Origin of the sequence: Ensifer sp. Root423 (assembly GCF_001426275.1) — a bacterium.
GTDB classification, from domain to species: domain Bacteria; phylum Pseudomonadota; class Alphaproteobacteria; order Rhizobiales; family Rhizobiaceae; genus Ensifer; species Ensifer adhaerens.
This window is the reverse complement of the sequence record NZ_LMEG01000004.1, coordinates 56,970-72,063: the sequence shown is the minus strand read 5'-3', so window position 1 is coordinate 72,063 and position 15,094 is coordinate 56,970. Positions and strand designations below refer to the sequence as shown.

The following is a 15,094-nucleotide window of genomic DNA, read 5'->3' as shown; positions in this document are numbered from 1 at the left end:
CGTGATAGCAGCCAAACTCGATCTCATGCGACCGGGGCAAGGTGGCAAAGTGTTGTGGCGTTCTGGTGCGGGAACAGATCGGTCTTCCGGTCGCGATCGAGGGATTTCGGAAAGCACTGCTGGCAGCGCAAAGCCACGCTCGGCGACATTGCCAACCAGGCCGAACGTCGTGGTGTTGGCATGGTGATCTACCCTATCTGGAGGCGCAGGCCGCCGACGTTTAGGGAAGTCAAAGATGTTGGCGCTTCGGTGCGAGGGTGCATATGCATATCAAAACGCTTGCAGTGGCACAATGTGACGGCGGTTGATGGTCGCGGGACGGCCCTTAATGGACAGAGTCGTATCGCGCTTTTCGCGTTCTGCCACGACCTTGCCCTTTGCGACGACACAAAGCCGCTCGGCACGCAGGCGCACCGCCTCGATGGGGTTGCCCGCATGGAGTACGATGAGGCTTGCGGATTTGCCCACGGCTAGACCGAGATGATCGAGGCCCATAATCTCGGCATTGATCTTGGTGACCATGTCGAAGCAGGTGCGCATGTCGGTGGGCGAGGACATCTGGGCGACGTGCATTCCCATGAAGGCGACGTCGAGCATATCGGCTGTACCGAGGGAATACCAGGGATCGAGCACGCAATCCTGACCCCAGCCGGTGCGGATGCCGGCCTTCAGCATCTCGGGCACTCGCGTCAGGCCACGGCGCTTAGGGTAGGTGTCGTGGCGCCCCTGAAGCATGATGTTTATGAGTGGATTGGGGATCACTGAGATGTCGGCTTCCGCAATCAGCGGCAGTAGCTTCGAGACGTAGTAGTTATCCATCGAATGCATCGATGTAAGGTGCGAGGCAGCTACCCGGCCTTGCAGGCCGAGCCTCTGGGTCTCATAGGCAAGCTGCTCGATATGGCGCGATAACGGGTCGTCCGTCTCGTCACAATGCAGGTCGACCATCAGGCCGCGCTTTACCGCGATCTCGCATAGTTCGGTAACGGAACGCGTGCCGTCGGACATGGTCCGCTCAAAATGCGGAATGCCACCGACGATGTCGACGCCCATGTCGAGGGCGCGGATGGTGTTTTCGCGAGCATTCGGGGAGCGATAGAACCCGTCCTGTGGGAAGGCGACAAGCTGGAGGTCGATATAGGGGGCGATCTCCTTCTTAACCTCTAGCAGTGCTTCCACCGCAAGAAGGCGGTCGTCGCATGTATCGACATGGGTGCGGATGGCGAGGAGACCCATCGAGACAGCCCAGTCGCAATAAGCTAGCGCCCGCTGCTTGACGGCCTCGTGGGTCAGGAGCGGCTTGAGTTCGCCCCACAGCGCGATGCCTTCGAGCAGCGTACCTGAGGCATTGATACGTGGCAGGCCGTAGGACAACGTTGCGTCCATATGGAAATGCGGATCGACAAAGGGCTGACTGACGAGGTCGCCCGAGGCATCGACGACACGACCAGCCTCGGCATCGATGCGTGGCTCGATCGCGGCGATCCTATCGCCCTTGATGCCGATGTCGGCGACGTTGCCATCGGGTAGCGTGCCACCTTTTACGATCAGGTCAAAACTCATCTTTCGCCTTTCTGGTACGGGATCATCAAAGCTTTAGGGTATGCGGCACGACGTGCGACCAGGATCAGCGCCAGGATCGACAGCGCATAGGGCATCATCAGGAAAACCTGATAGGGCACGATGCCGCCCGAAATTTGCTGCAGACGAACCTGATAGGCATCGAAGGCGGCGAAGAGGACGGCGCCGATCAGCGCCTTTCCTGGCCGCCATGAGCCAAAGACGACGAGTGCGATGCAAATCCAGCCGCGTCCATTGATCATCTGGAAGAAGAACGAGTTGAAAGCCGAGGTGGTGAGAAAGGCGCCGCCGACCGCCATCAACGCGCTACCGACGACAACGGCGCCCATGCGGATGCCCGTGACCGAAATGCCCTGCGCTTCGACCGCTGACGGATTTTCGCCGGCAGCGCGAACGGCGAGACCGATGGGCGTGCGATAGAGGATCCAGGCAACGGCTGCAACCGAGATGAATGCGAGATAGGTCAATGGCGTCTGGGTAAACAGCGCCTCGCCAACGACCGGGATGCTGGATAAGCCCGGGATCGGCAGGGGCTGGAACGGCTCGATTTTGGGCGGCGACGTCACTTCGGGCAGCGCAAGGCGATAGATGAAATAGGTAAGGCTTGTGGCAAGTAGCGTAACACCGATGCCGACGACGTGCTGCGACAGTCCGAGTGGTACCGTAAGCGTCGCATGCAGCAGGCCGAACATAGCACCGAAAAGGGCAGCGACCAGCAAGCCGGCCCAAAGATCGCCGCCGGAGTATACGGTAAACCAGCCGGCGAAAGCGCCTACCGTCATGATCCCCTCGATGCCGAGGTTAAGAACGCCCGCGCGCTCGCAGATCAACTCGCCCATCGTCGCGAAAATCAGCGGAGATGCTATGCGGATTGCGGCAACCCAGAAAGAAGCGGTGAAGAGGATTTCGAGCGCGTCCATGTCACCTCCACCTGATTCGGAATCGCGTCAGAAGGATCGCGACAACCATCGTCAGTAACGAGGTGGCGACCATGACGTCGGCTATGTAACTCGGTACCTTGGCCACTCGGCTCATGGCATCTGCGCCGACGAAGATGCCGGCGACGAAGATGGCAGAGGCGATGACGCCGAGCGGATTCAGCATGGCCAGCATAGCGACGACGATGCCCGCGTAGCCGTAGCCTGGCGACAGGTCGAGCGTCAGGTTGCCTTTGAGCCCGGAGACTTCGGAAAAACCCGCGAGAGCGGCCAGTCCTCCCGAAAGCAACGCCGTCTTCATCAGAGTGCGGTCGACCAGAATTCCGACAAAACGTGCGCCCTCGGGATTGATGCCGACGGCGCGCATTTCGTAACCGAGAACCGTCTTTTTCATGACGATCCAGATGAGGACGGCCGAAGCAAGGGCGATGATGAAGCCATAGTGCAGGCGCTTGCCCTGGATAAGGCGCGGCAGTTGTGCTTCGGCAATGACCTTCTGCGATTGCGGCCAGCCGAGCCCCATCGGATCCTTGAGCACACCTTCGAGCAGCATCGACACGAACAGCAGGACGATGAAGTTAAGCAGCAACGTTGTGACCACCTCGTCGACGCCGAAACGCGTCTTCAGCACGGCTGGGCCGAGCAGAAGCAACGCGCCTGCGGCCATGACGGCGACCATAATTACCGGGATTAGAACAACCGAAGGCAGGGGCAGTGCGCCCGTTCCCAGCGCCACGGTGACGACGCCACCGATGTAGAGTTGGGCTTCTGCGCCGATGTTCCAGAGCTTTGCCCGAAAGGCGACGGCGATCGCCAAACCCGTGAAGATCAGTGGCGTCGCCCGGGTCAAGGTCTCTAGGAATGCGAACTGTGAGCCGGCCGCCCCCTTCGCCACAAGATAGAAGACGGACAGTGGGGAAGCGCCGGCGGCGAGAACCAGTACCGACGTCAGCACCAGTGTGGTGCCTATGGCAGCCAGCGGAAACAGCAAGGTGATCGCCAGGGACAGCGCGGGTTTCGGTTCAAGCCGCATGATCGCCGCGCTCCCCGCTGTGGCCCGCCATCAGTTCCCCCAGTTCCCGAATGTTGCGTTCGCCCCTTGCAGAGGGTGTGGAAAGGCGCCCCTTGAACATAACGAAGATGCGGTCGGACAATGCCAGGACTTCTTCGAGATCTTCCGAAATGAGCAATATCGCGGCGCCCCGATCTCGCGCTAAGAGCAGCATGCGATGAACATAGGCGACGGCGCCGACATCGAGGCCGCGTGTCGGCTGACTTGCCAGAATGACCGCGGGGTCGGCATCAAGGGCCCGGCCGAGAATGAGCTTCTGCATGTTGCCGCCTGAGAGTAGGCGTATGCGTGCTTCGGGCGAAGGGCATTTGACGTCGTAGTCGGCAATGAGTTTCTCTGCGAAACGCCCGGCGGCTTTCCAATTCAGGAAGCCCATGCGGCTGAACCGAGGGCTTCGGTAGCGTTCGGCGATGACATTTTCCGTCACGCTCATGTCGCCGATGCTGCCGATAGCGTGGCGGTCTTCCGGAATGCGGGCCACGCCATGTGCGAGCGCGGCGCGCGGCGACCAGTCGGCGACGTCCCGTCCAGCGATGGAAATGCTGCCGCTGGTGGGACGCCGGATGCCGGCGATAAGGGCAGCAAGGACAGCCTGACCATTACCGGCGACGCCGGCAATTCCGGTGATTTCACCGGCTGTGAGGGTGAGCGATACTTTGTCGAGGCCCGCCCCGTTGTAGGCCGTTGCGGAGACCTGTTCGAGTGCCAGCAGCGGTGCTCCGAGCTTCAGCGGACTGACGTTGGCTGGCTTGACCTCTTTTCCAACCATGAGCGCTGCCAGTTCTTTGCGATCGGTCGAACCTGTTTCGCGCTCACCTACGAGCTGGCCGGAACGCAGAACCAGCACACGATCGCTCACAGCCATCACTTCGTGTAATTTATGAGAGATAAAGATGATCGACAGGCCTTTGGCGACGAGCAGCTTCAGCGTCCGGAACAGTGCCTCAGTCTCGGCGGGGGTTAAGACAGCCGTCGGCTCGTCCATGATTAGGATTCGGGCTTCGCGATAAAGAGCCTTTAGAATCTCGACGCGCTGTCGCTCGCCGACTGAAAGGCTGGAGACGGTAGCTGTGGGGTCGACGGCGAGGCCGAAATCGGCGGACAATCGCTCGATGCGCCGTCGCGCGGCGGCCCGGTCGAGCCGCAGGCGCCAAATGCTCTGCGTGCCAAGCGCAATGTTTTCCTGCACCGTCATGTTGTCAGCGAGGGTGAAGTGCTGGTGAACCATGCCGACGCCGGCATCTATGGCAGCGCGCGGATCTCCCGGCGGCAGCGGCTTGCCAAATGCCTCGACGGTTCCTTCGTCGGCGACGTAGTGGCCGAACAGAATGTTCATCAGAGTCGTCTTGCCGGCGCCGTTCTCCCCGAGAAGTGCTATGACTTCGCCCTGCTTGAGTTCAAACGAAATGCCGTCGTTAGCCCTGAGTGGGCCGAAGCGCTTGCTGATGCGGGAAAGACGAAGGGCGGTTTTGCTAGACACGTCGGCGACCGGAAGAGGAGTTGTGGGGACTTCCTTTCCCGTCCAAGGAGAGAATGGTCGCTGTTGGCGAAGTGTAATTCCTGGTCCGCCACAGCCGACCACTTCTCCCATGAACGCGAGGAAGGAAGGCTAGGTCGACTTCGGCTCGGCGTCGTTGATCTCGACGGCGAACGAACCGTCCTTGATCATCTTTTCCTTTTCCGCGACCTTGACCTTGATGGCGTCCGGAACCTTGCTCTCAAAGGTGCCGAAAGGCGCCAGTGAACAGCCGCCGTTTTTCATGAAGGAATAGATGCCATAGTCGTCAGCCTTGAACGCGCCGGCCTTCACTTCGCTGATCGCCTTGTCTAGCGTCGGTTCGAAATGCCACAGTGCGGATGCGACAACGGTGTCCGGATAGTCCGCCTGGGTATCGATGACATTGCCGATGGCCAAGACCTTCTTCTCCTTGGCGGCGTCGGACACACCAAAACGTTCGGCATATAGCAAGTCCGCACCCCCATCGATCTGGGCGAAAGCGGTCTCTTTGGCCTTTGGCGGATCGAACCATGAGCCGATGAAGGCGACCTGGAATTTGGTGTCCGGGGCCACTTCCTTCACGCCGGCCATGAATGCATTCATCAGCCGGTTAACCTCTGGGATCGGATAGCCTCCCACCATGCCGATGTTCTTGGACTTCGTCATTGCGCCGGCGACAAGGCCGGACAGATAGGATGCGTCCTGGATATAGTTGTCGAAAACTGAGAAGTTCGGAACAGCGGCGTCGGGCTTGAAGCTCGAGCCCATCAGAAAGGCGACATCCGGGTAGTCTTTGGCAACCGTGCGGGCCGCATCCTCGACGCCGAAGACCTCGCCAAGGATCAACTTGTGACCCGCCTCGCAATACTCACGCATGACGCGCTCGTAATCGTTGTTCGCGGTGTTTTCCGAATAGACATATTCGATGTCGCCGCGCTCCTTGGCTGCATTCGCTGCCTTGTGGATACGACTGACCCACTGCTGCTCGACCGGAACGGTGTAGATGGCCGCCACCTTTATCGGATCCGCAGCGAGCAGACGGCCCGGCAGACCCGTCGCCGCCACCACGGCGGAAGCGCCAGCAGCTTTGATCAGGGTTCTTCTGGAAATGGCAAAATTGAAGGAATCGCTTTGCATTAAGTTCCCCTCTGATTGATTGCGCGTTTGGCGCGCGTCTTTTTTACCACTTGGTCAATGTAGGGGAAGTTGGAGTTTGCAGCAATTGGGGTGTGGTACGCCATTCAACCGGATATGACGCAGCTTGCGCGACAAGCTCTGTGCAGTCTGAACAAAGACGTGTCGCGTCTGAAGCCGCTAACCGATCATTCAACGCGACAAGTTGGAGGCCTCACTTGAAGACCGAGAGCCGTGCGTACTTTGGGCGCAGTTTCGAGTAACCGGTTTCTTGGTGGCGACCTGGGTGAACAAGTTCCAGTGCGACCGGCAAAGCAAGTGTGAGATCGGGCTGAAGTCGATCCACTGCAGCTGTGTCCAACGACGTCTTTCGCGCTTCTCTTTCAATAGCGAAGATGGTTTAAGGTCGTGGCTGGGAGACTTTTGAAGGGGCCAGGTCACCAGGATCATGCGTTGTCCAGAGGCATGAGCAGTGGAGCCGGAAACTGGAGCTTCTATCCTGATAAAGAAGCGGAGGCGCGTGAATGTTTCTGATCGACCGTGAACTTGAGGCGCTCACCGTTTTTCGGCGCGAGCTGCACCGGCGGCCGGAAGTCTCGGGCGAGGAGCGGGAGACGGCGGATACGATCGTAAAGGCTCTGGCCGAGACGAAACCGGATGCGGTGATCACAGGTCTTGGCGGGCACGGAGTGGCGGCGATCTATGAGGGCCGAGAACCAGGGCCGACGGTGATGGTGCGTGCCGAGCTCGACGGGTTGCCGATCGAGGAGATCTCGGAGATCGGCCATCGCTCGAAGATCAAAGGCAAGGGGCATCTCTGCGGCCATGACGGACATATGACGATCCTGATGGCGCTGGCCAAAGGGCTTGGACGCGAGCGACCGGCGAGAGGCCGCGCGATCCTGATGTTCCAGCCGGCGGAGGAGAACGGCGCGGGTGCCGCGGCCGTGCTTGCCGATCCGAAATTTGCTGACATCAAGCCGGATCTGGTCTTCTCGCTGCACAATTTTCCGGGATTACGCTTTGGCCATGCGGCGCTGCGCTCAGGACCGGTCAATTGCGCCTCGCGCGGGATGCGGATCTTGCTTTCCGGCAAGACCGCGCATGCCTCGACGCCGGAGGACGGCATTGCGCCGACCTTTGCGATGGCCGCCTTGCTTTCCGACCTGACGGCGCTTGGCAACAACGGGCCGCTTAACGAGGATTACACGCTGGTCACGGTGACGCATGCCCGCCTCGGCGAGGCGGCCTTCGGCATCAGCCCCGGCTATGCCGAGATTTGGGCGACGCTGCGCACACTGACCGACGAGCGCATGGCCGATCTTGTGGCCCGTGCCGAGGCGCTGGTTGCGAAAGAGGCCCGTGCTGCCGGGCTGAAGGTCACGATCGGCTACGAGGACGTGTTCCACCAGTGCAGCAATGCGGAACGCGCCGTGGCGGCGCTTGAGCGGGCCATGGACGAGGAGGGCGTCAGCCGTGACCGCGGCGAGGGCGTGCTGCCGATGAAGGGTTCGGAGGATTTCGGCCTTTTCGGGCGCGTGGCGCCTTCGGCGATGTTCTTTCTCGGCGCCGGCGAGAACCACGCGCGGCTCCACAATCCGGACTACGATTTTCCCGATGACCTGATCGGCATCGGCGCCAAGGTGTTCATGCGGGCGATCCGCAACGAACTGGGGTGAGGGCGCCGGACGGTCGCTTGCACGGCGGGCGCCGTGACGGCACTCTCCGACAGTGCGCAGTTTCGGCCGAGAGCCGTTTCACGTCGCGCCGGATGTACGCTGAGAAGGAGCAGGGGATGAGGCAGTTCAACATTCGTGTCGCGCTTTGCCTGGCGCTTGCCATCGCGGGGATGACCGCCGCTCAGGCGGCGGATACGCCGGCTGCCGACGCTGTTCCTGAGCCGCAGCAGACCGAGAATGCCAGCCTGCAAGACTTCATCAAGGCCAATCCGGATTGCCTGGAATTCACCGATCAATGCTCGCACTGCGTTATCGTTAATGGCATTGCCGAATGCTCGACGGCGGAGATTGCCTGCATCAAAGGAGAGAACCAGTGCACCAGGCGGATCGCTAATTGATGCATCCTGCAAACAGGACGACTATCAGGACCTCGTTGGGCGAAGCCTTGAAGCGCGGCAACATAGACACTGCACAAAGATGGGGCGCCGACGGCAGGGACGTCTCGGGCATGGTCAGGGCGCCTTCGGGCGGCACGATCCCGAGGTTGATCGCGCCCTGATCTCATTTCAACGCATGCCGTGCCGAGCTGTAGGTATGTGGGAGCTGGGCTGAGCCCTATTCCAATTCCGCCAGCCGCTCCTGACAGATCATCTCGACGAGGCGGAGGAGATGCTCCGTCCGCTCGAGAAGCCAGCCGAGCCCTTCCTCGGTGATCTCGAAGTGCTTCGAATAACGTGCTTTCACATAGGCTTCGTTGAGAACGTTGTACCAGGCGGTAAAGCGATGCTGGTCCCGCGGCCAAGCCTCGACGAGCCGCTGGTCGCGATCCTCGGCGAGACCGCGGAGAAATTTGAGGTTGTGCGACGGCGGGCTGTAGTTGGTGAGGACCAAGAGAACCGCTGCGTACGATTGTTCGATCGCTTGGTGCAGTAGAAAAGCCGCTTCTTTGAGGTCGTGTTCCCTGACGCAGAACGTTGCGGTCTTTAAGAAGACCCTCGCGTGAGGTATCCGGTCATCGAAATACTCCTTGGCAAATCGAAACGCATCAGCTGGGGAGAGCCGTTTCGGCTCGGCCAGCGGCCGGTCGTCGAGTTCGTAGAGCACGATGCCCTCGCGCAGAATATCGACGAAGAAATATTGTCCGTCCGCAAGGAAGTTGTTCACCTCCCGGGCGCCATGGACGATCAGCCCAACCGGCGTCGAGACCCCCTTGTCCCACATCAGACGGTCGGTAGCCTTATCCCAGTATTGCGGTTCTGCGAGCTTCTTCGAATTGACAATGACGAGGATATCGTAATCGGAGCGATAGCCCTTCATCGTATGCGGTTCGTCAACAAAGGTGCCGCGGGCGTAGGAGCCGAAGAGGATGATTTTCAGGATCCGACCGCGCTTCTTGAAGTCGGCCGAGCCCCCCTCGAGTGCATCGGCAAACTCCTCGTGGATGATCTCCACGACGCGCGCAAGCTCGCGCTGCTTCTTCTCGGGAAGATGTTCCAGGCTCGTTTTCATACTCAACCGATAGGATAAAGACGATTCGCCGTCTACTGCAGCAATTTATGGGTTTCGTGTTATTAAAAAATAACAGATTGATCTAACTCCGCGATTAATGGATGATATGTGTCCTTGTAGACTGGCTTGCGTGGATGCAGAGGACAGGCGAATGGAATTCCGTCAAATGAGATGTTTTGCAACCCTGGCCGAGGAGTTGCATTTCGGGCGCGCTGCGGCGACGCTCTCCATGGCGCAGCCCGCCCTTAGCGTGCAGATACAAACGCTGGAAAAGGAGCTCGGCGTTCAGCTTCTCATCCGCTCTACGCGTCGTGTTCAACTGACAAAAGCCGGCGAAGTTTTTTACGAGCGGTGCATCAATGTTCTGCGGGAGATCGAAAACAGTTCCGCTATCGTCCGGGCCGTTGCGGGCAAGAATGTCGATCGGATCACCATCGGAACCATATATCCCGCGACCTTCGGTGTCTTGCCGCTTTTTCTGAACAAGCTCGGCAAGCGATTTCCCGATATTCAGATCCACGTGAGCAGTGGTTCCACCGATGCAATCATCCGCGACCTGGAGAAGGGCCGTATCAACCTTGGCTTCATCCGGCCGGTCGAAAACATCGGATCGCTCCGTTGGCAGAGCATCGCCAACGAACGATATCTTCTGGCGGTGCCACTTGGCAGCCGGCTTGAGACGGCGGAGACCGTCACAATGAGCGATCTGAAACGGGAACGGATCATCTCCTTTTCCCGCTCAAATCTATCTTACACGGAAAAGTACTTCTTCGAGCAGTTCAGAAAATTTGGCCTTCTCGATCAGGTTGCCTGTAGTTGCGACGACACGCTCTCGTTGGTTTCGCTGGTTGCGGCCGGGATGGGCGTAGGTTTCGTGCCGGAATGGACCAGAGATTTGCCCCACCAGTCGTTCCGCCTTCGGGAAGTGGAGGGGGTGGATTTCACGATCGGCATGGGGCTTGCGTGGAACAAAGAGGACCCGACCGCGAACCGTGAAGAGATCGTAGAAGTTGCCCGCACGCTGGCCGCGGCATCGAGATCGCTTAAAGCTGTGGGTGACGATACCGGAAGAAGCAACACCAAGCGCGGTCTTCCGGCCCATGGCGAATAGGTAGGTAAGTGGCAACGTAAGCCGTCAGAGGTTGGCGATGGGGGTCCTTGGCAGGAGCACAACTTGCCGGCGGCTCTCCAAAAGGTCCAGAATGTCGCTGGGCCGAGTATTGTTTGAGTAAGACGAGAGGGCAAAAAAGGAGGAGAAGGTGAAGGGCTGGTTTCAGAAGCTAACCGATGTTTCCACCGTGGCGCGCACCAAGGAGATGTTCAATGAAGCGCTCACCGAGCTCGCGCAAGAGCTCGGCTTCGAGTATTACGCCTACCTTAATCTTCAACCAATCGGAACATTCGCCGTTTCGAATTATCATCCTGAATGGCAGGATTGGTACTTCGCCAAAAGCTTCAACGAGATCGATCCCGTGATCCAGATTGCAAGGGCGACGATGAAGGCGTTCACCTGGTCTTCCGAAAATTCAAGGACCGTCAGATCGAGGCGCGTTCGGCAGTTTTATCTGGATGCCGCCGGTTTCGGTATTCGGTCGGGGATCACCATTCCAGTCGCGACTGCGTTCAGACGTATAGCAATGCTGACCATGGCCTCACACAAGCCTTCCCTCTCGCTGAAAGGTGATGTCGATCCGGTAGCGGCCGCCATGGCGGTCGCCCAGCTTCATGTGCGGATCGAGCAAACGAACATTGAGCCTACAGCAAAACCGAGCATCGCTTTGACCACTAGACAGGCGCTTATGCTTAAGTGGGCGTCCGAGGGCAAATCCATGAGAGCAATCGCCGACATCGAGAACATGACCTACTGGAACGTCAACTTCCACATGAATAATGCGCGCAGGAAGCTAAATGCCTACTCGCTTCCGCAGGCGACGGCTCTGGCGACGAAGCTAAAGCTGATTTGAAGCCAAGCGCTTCGCCGCCAAACGTCTGAAGTCGAATTTCTAGGAGTACAGATGAAGCAGGCGGCGAACGAGCGCGCGGAGCATTTACGGGCGATTTCGCGTGAACGGCTTGAGGCGCTTGTGCTGGAACGTGCCGAGAGAGACGAGGGCTTTGCCCTTTGGCTCGATGCCAGGTTCGCGGCTTCGGTAGCTGACGAGGCAAGCGCGCTGCTCGATCCGGTGCCGTTTCGTCGTCGCGCCGAAGCCCTTTTCGCTTCGACCGGTTCGGGGCGGCATCGGCACAGTTGGGGCGAACGGTCTGCGGGTATCGATGAAGCGGCGCTCGAACAACTGATTGACGAGGCTGAACCCCTTCTTGCTACCGGGCGCGGCGCCCATGCATTAACGATCTTGAAGCCCGTTGCCTCGGGGCTGGCCGCATATTGGCCGGAAAACGCCGATTGGGATGAAACCCTGCACGAGTTCTTTCCCCGGCTTGATCAATTGATCGCTCAAGCCGCCCTCATGGATGGTGTCTCACAGGAGGCGCGCGATAACCTCGCCGATGAATTGGCCGACTGGCAGCGCGAACTCGCAGAATTCGGCGCCGACGATGCCTTTGCTACTGCCATTGCAGCTTGCATGCAGGGCTGGGACGAGTCAGGCCTTCAGGCGACGCTCGCAGGGCTTGGGCAGAGCTGGCCGCCTGGAGGAGGTAGCGATCCGCTCGATGCCGATCTGACGCGGGCCCGACTTGCCGCGCTCGAAGCCATGGGGCGTGGTGAGCATTTCCTCAACCTTTCCCGTGCGGCTGGGTTTCATTGCGACCATGCTGTGAAGCTGGCGCAGATGGGGCGTGTCGGTGAGGCGGTCGCGCTCGCCCATGTGCGCCTAACCACCCATGGTGATCTCTTGCGGCTTGTCGAGGTCGTGGCTTCTGTCGGCCGGGTGGAAACCGCGTTCGACCTTGCTGCCTGGGGGCTGTCGCGAGACGGGCGCGACGAAGGCGAAGAAAACTGGCATCACAGAACAGGCAGGGCAATGCTGGCACGCTGGCTGCGCGAAAAGGCGCATGAGGTAGGCAATCGGGATATGACGTTCAAGGCAACGCAAGTAGCCTTCGAAGAAAGCCTTGCACGGGAAGATTTCCGCGTGGCCAAGAAACTCGTTGCTCCGCCGGATTGGCCGAAGTTGCGCGAATTGCTGCTTGCGGCGCTGACGGCGGCACCTTACGCCTATGAGCGGATCGAAATCCTGCTCGACGAGGACTTGGTCGCCGACGCCGTTGCTTGCATCGACCTGCAGGAAACGCGTTTCTTCAGTCCACGTGACCCTACGCTGGGTCGACTTGCTGAACGGGCATTGGCGGATCACCCCGATTGGGTGATTGTGCTTGCATGCCGCATGGCCGACCCGATTATGTCTGAAGGAAGATCAAGCCGCTATGACACGGCCGCATTGTGGCTCGGGATTGCCGCCCGCGCGTATAAGGCTTGCGGGCGGTCCGGCCAGTGGCTTGCGTACCTAGATGGGCTTATCGAGGAGCACCGGCGCAAGCACAAGCTGCGACCGCTACTGGAAGAGCTGCGGCGCACGGCCAAGTGATTAAAGTACCTCTTGGGATATCGCGATGCAGGCATTCGCCTGACGGCCGCCGAAAAGCAGACCTGGATGGCCGAGTTGAATTTATCGGCCCCAAACCTACGCCTTCTGAAAGGTCACGATGCTGCGCGTGCTGGTTCAACGCCGCCGTCGCGTGATGCTGTTAGTGTCGCAAAAAAATCACTAAGTTCAAGGTTTTTGCTGCTCGGGACTTAACCTCAGGCGATCGAAAACGTCCGGGCAGAACTCAAACTGCCTCGCAGTTCCTCGTCCCATCGAATTCTTCACAATCGTTTCGGTCAATATCCCCCGCGCGATCAGAGGATCGATCGATTCCGCCACAGCATTGCGCGTCAAACCGGTAATTTGGCTTATATTCGAGAGCGTTAGCTTTTCATGGTTTTGATGCATCATATAGAGCACCGTCATCATTCCGACCTGCTTCAAACGCGATTGCGGCGTCTCTCCCTCAACCGGTTTGTCGAAAACTTCCTGCAGTGCGTAAGCCGAAAACAGCTGGCTCTGCCAATGGGCATTAAGTGCGCTTGTCATTTTTTATACTGTCAGATATATGATTGTAAAAAGCGTCGCGAAATTGCGCCGCTGTTAGGATTGCGCACAATCGCGTTAGTGAAGGTGGTGGCCATGAACAAGTCTCTTACACGGGTATTTGTCACTGCAGCCAGTTTAGCGCCATTCTATCTTGTTTTCGAGAGTAAAGCGCAGGCGGGCGAATGGGGGTGCCAGGTTATCCTGTGCCTTTCCAATCCGAGCGGTCCGACGCAATACGCGGAATGCCGGGCGCCAATCCACAGGCTCTGGCGCGCGCTTGCAAGAGGGCGCTCCTTTCCCACTTGCGGCAGCGTTGGGTTTCAGGCCTCGCGTCCTCGATACGACCCCTATTATTGCAATGACGGTTATCGCCTGACAACGCGGTATGGAGACCATGGGCTCGAAGCGAGTTGTATCTCGGCCACGCCACAGACCGTCTCGAACGCTGAATGCTACTCCAACGATGATCGGATGAACTCATCGGCAGCGTGGCGGCGGAGAGACGGCCGTACTCAGTGTCAGCGCTATGTGACGACTCGACCAAACATCCGCCCCCAACCCCATTACATCGACGTGATCATCGACGGGGTTGGCAAGCAACGAGTGTGGTACTGAGCATGCCTGTTGCTTTCCTCGATTTGGCGCAAACGTGCGCACCCACAATTGCAAGCGAGACGCTCGCCGCCATCGTCAGCCTTGAAAGCCGGTTCGAACCCTTCGCCATCCGGGTCAACAGCGGCGCGACACTCTCGGTGCAGCCCACAACCAAGGTCAAGGCGATCGCAATCGCCACGTCATTGGCAGCCGAGCGGCACGACATACAGCTCGGCCTCGGCGGCATCGGCATGGAAGAACTCCGCCAGCTCAATCTTTCGATTTCAGATGCCTTCGACCCATGCCGCAACCTTCGGGCCACGGCGACCATTCTCGATGGGTACTACCGGCTGGCGGTGAAAGCGGGCGCGGACCCGAGCCGGGCCGAACAGGTGATGCTGCACTCCTACTACGGACGAAACGATCCATCTGTCGGCGCGATGGTCAGGTACGATGAGCAGGTCCGCCAGGAAGAAAGCCGGCTCGCCAGCACCATCACGACGCTCATGATCGAAGATGATGGACGGGAGAGGGAGCTCAACGAAGCGCCTCTTGTCGAGGCGATCGGCGATGCACGCAAGGACGAGGCCCTTGCCGATCAAACGGCGTCGGTGCCGTCCTGGGACGTTTTCAGATCGAGACGGAGGTCCTCCGTCCTCGTGTTTCAGAACAGTCATATGGAGGAGAGTGAATGACTTTCAGCGCCCGTATCCGCCCGATCGCCGCATCCGCCGTAATGGCAATGGCCATCCTGGCATCCATGGTCGAACCTGCCTTCGCGCAGGCGGCCGGCATCGAGACCGTGCTGCAGAACATCGTCGAAATGCTGACAGGCAACATCGCCAAGCTTCTGGCCGTCATCGCGATCATCGTGATCTGCATAGCCTGGATGTTCGGCTACATGGATCTGAGGCGCGCAGGGTTCTGGATCATCGGCATTGGCGGCATCTTCGGCGCTACCGAACTCGTGAACACCATCGTCGGAAGCTGAC

General features: G+C 59.2%; 15 protein-coding genes. 8 read left to right on the top strand and 7 right to left on the bottom strand.

The window, feature by feature from the left end; genetic code table 11:
• Window positions 1–270: 270 nt before the first annotated feature.
• From ASD01_RS07090 to ASD01_RS07070, 5 genes are read right to left on the bottom strand one after another with little or no spacing between them, the layout of a single operon-like run.
• Window positions 271–1,563: an amidohydrolase family protein gene (locus ASD01_RS07090; protein ID WP_060643744.1), complete on the bottom strand. Its 1,293-nt coding sequence runs from the start codon at window positions 1,561–1,563 to the stop codon at window positions 271–273.
• Window positions 1,560–2,501 carry an ABC transporter permease gene (locus ASD01_RS07085; RefSeq protein ID WP_060643743.1) on the bottom strand — a complete coding sequence of 314 codons (942 nt, stop codon included), beginning with the start codon at window positions 2,499–2,501 and terminating at the stop codon, window positions 1,560–1,562. The genes ASD01_RS07090 and ASD01_RS07085 overlap by 4 nt, the downstream gene beginning before the upstream one ends.
• Window position 2,502: 1 nt before the next feature.
• Entirely contained in the window at window positions 2,503–3,552 is a 1,050-nt protein-coding gene (locus tag ASD01_RS07080; RefSeq protein WP_060529687.1) for an ABC transporter permease, read from the bottom strand.
• The gene (locus ASD01_RS07075) at window positions 3,542–5,182 is read right to left on the bottom strand and encodes an ABC transporter ATP-binding protein (RefSeq protein WP_244495205.1); all 1,641 of its coding nucleotides are present in this window, start codon (window positions 5,180–5,182) and stop codon (window positions 3,542–3,544) included. Before ASD01_RS07075 ends, ASD01_RS07080 begins: the two co-directional genes overlap by 11 nt.
• A gap of 18 nt (window positions 5,183–5,200) precedes the next feature.
• Window positions 5,201–6,226 carry a BMP family protein gene (locus ASD01_RS07070; RefSeq protein ID WP_060643741.1) on the bottom strand — a complete coding sequence of 342 codons (1,026 nt, stop codon included), beginning with the start codon at window positions 6,224–6,226 and terminating at the stop codon, window positions 5,201–5,203.
• A gap of 521 nt (window positions 6,227–6,747) precedes the next feature.
• On the opposite strand from ASD01_RS07070, the gene ASD01_RS07065 reads away from it, so the two are divergent.
• Complete coding sequence (locus tag ASD01_RS07065; RefSeq protein ID WP_060643740.1) at window positions 6,748–7,902, top strand: amidohydrolase; 1,155 nt, start codon at window positions 6,748–6,750, stop codon at window positions 7,900–7,902.
• Window positions 7,903–8,018: 116 nt separating this feature from the next.
• Window positions 8,019–8,300, top strand: coding sequence for a hypothetical protein (locus tag ASD01_RS07060; RefSeq protein ID WP_063979503.1), 282 nt, complete (start codon window positions 8,019–8,021; stop codon window positions 8,298–8,300).
• A gap of 217 nt (window positions 8,301–8,517) precedes the next feature.
• Here ASD01_RS07060 and ASD01_RS07055 read toward each other — a convergent pair whose 3' ends face one another.
• Window positions 8,518–9,411 (bottom strand): nucleotidyltransferase and HEPN domain-containing protein, encoded by an 894-nt coding sequence (locus ASD01_RS07055; RefSeq protein WP_060643738.1) that lies wholly within the window; start codon window positions 9,409–9,411, stop codon window positions 8,518–8,520.
• 151 nt (window positions 9,412–9,562) lie between these two features.
• On the opposite strand from ASD01_RS07055, the gene ASD01_RS07050 reads away from it, so the two are divergent.
• From ASD01_RS07050 to ASD01_RS07040, 3 genes are all read left to right on the top strand, one after another.
• Window positions 9,563–10,522 (top strand): LysR family transcriptional regulator, encoded by a 960-nt coding sequence (locus ASD01_RS07050; protein WP_082584582.1) that lies wholly within the window; start codon window positions 9,563–9,565, stop codon window positions 10,520–10,522.
• 148 nt (window positions 10,523–10,670) lie between these two features.
• Window positions 10,671–11,375, top strand: coding sequence for an autoinducer binding domain-containing protein (locus ASD01_RS07045; protein WP_063979496.1), 705 nt, complete (start codon window positions 10,671–10,673; stop codon window positions 11,373–11,375).
• Between the two features lie 51 nt (window positions 11,376–11,426).
• Entirely contained in the window at window positions 11,427–12,959 is a 1,533-nt protein-coding gene (locus ASD01_RS07040) for a hypothetical protein (protein WP_060643737.1), read from the top strand.
• Window positions 12,960–13,145: 186 nt separating this feature from the next.
• Here ASD01_RS07040 and ASD01_RS07035 read toward each other — a convergent pair whose 3' ends face one another.
• Window positions 13,146–13,508, bottom strand: coding sequence for a helix-turn-helix domain-containing protein (locus ASD01_RS07035; RefSeq protein ID WP_060582382.1), 363 nt, complete (start codon window positions 13,506–13,508; stop codon window positions 13,146–13,148).
• Between the two features lie 93 nt (window positions 13,509–13,601).
• On the opposite strand from ASD01_RS07035, the gene ASD01_RS36540 reads away from it, so the two are divergent.
• Genes ASD01_RS36540 through ASD01_RS07025 form a run of 3 tightly spaced genes read left to right on the top strand, consistent with a single transcriptional unit; the run spans window position 13,602 to window position 15,093 of the window.
• Complete coding sequence (locus ASD01_RS36540) at window positions 13,602–14,123, top strand: hypothetical protein (RefSeq protein ID WP_082584581.1); 522 nt, start codon at window positions 13,602–13,604, stop codon at window positions 14,121–14,123.
• Window positions 14,124–14,125: 2 nt separating this feature from the next.
• The gene (locus ASD01_RS07030; protein WP_060529682.1) at window positions 14,126–14,797 is read left to right on the top strand and encodes a lytic transglycosylase domain-containing protein; all 672 of its coding nucleotides are present in this window, start codon (window positions 14,126–14,128) and stop codon (window positions 14,795–14,797) included.
• Window positions 14,794–15,093 carry a TrbC/VirB2 family protein gene (locus ASD01_RS07025; RefSeq protein WP_060643736.1) on the top strand — a complete coding sequence of 100 codons (300 nt, stop codon included), beginning with the start codon at window positions 14,794–14,796 and terminating at the stop codon, window positions 15,091–15,093. The genes ASD01_RS07030 and ASD01_RS07025 overlap by 4 nt, the downstream gene beginning before the upstream one ends.
• Window position 15,094 lies beyond the last annotated feature (1 nt).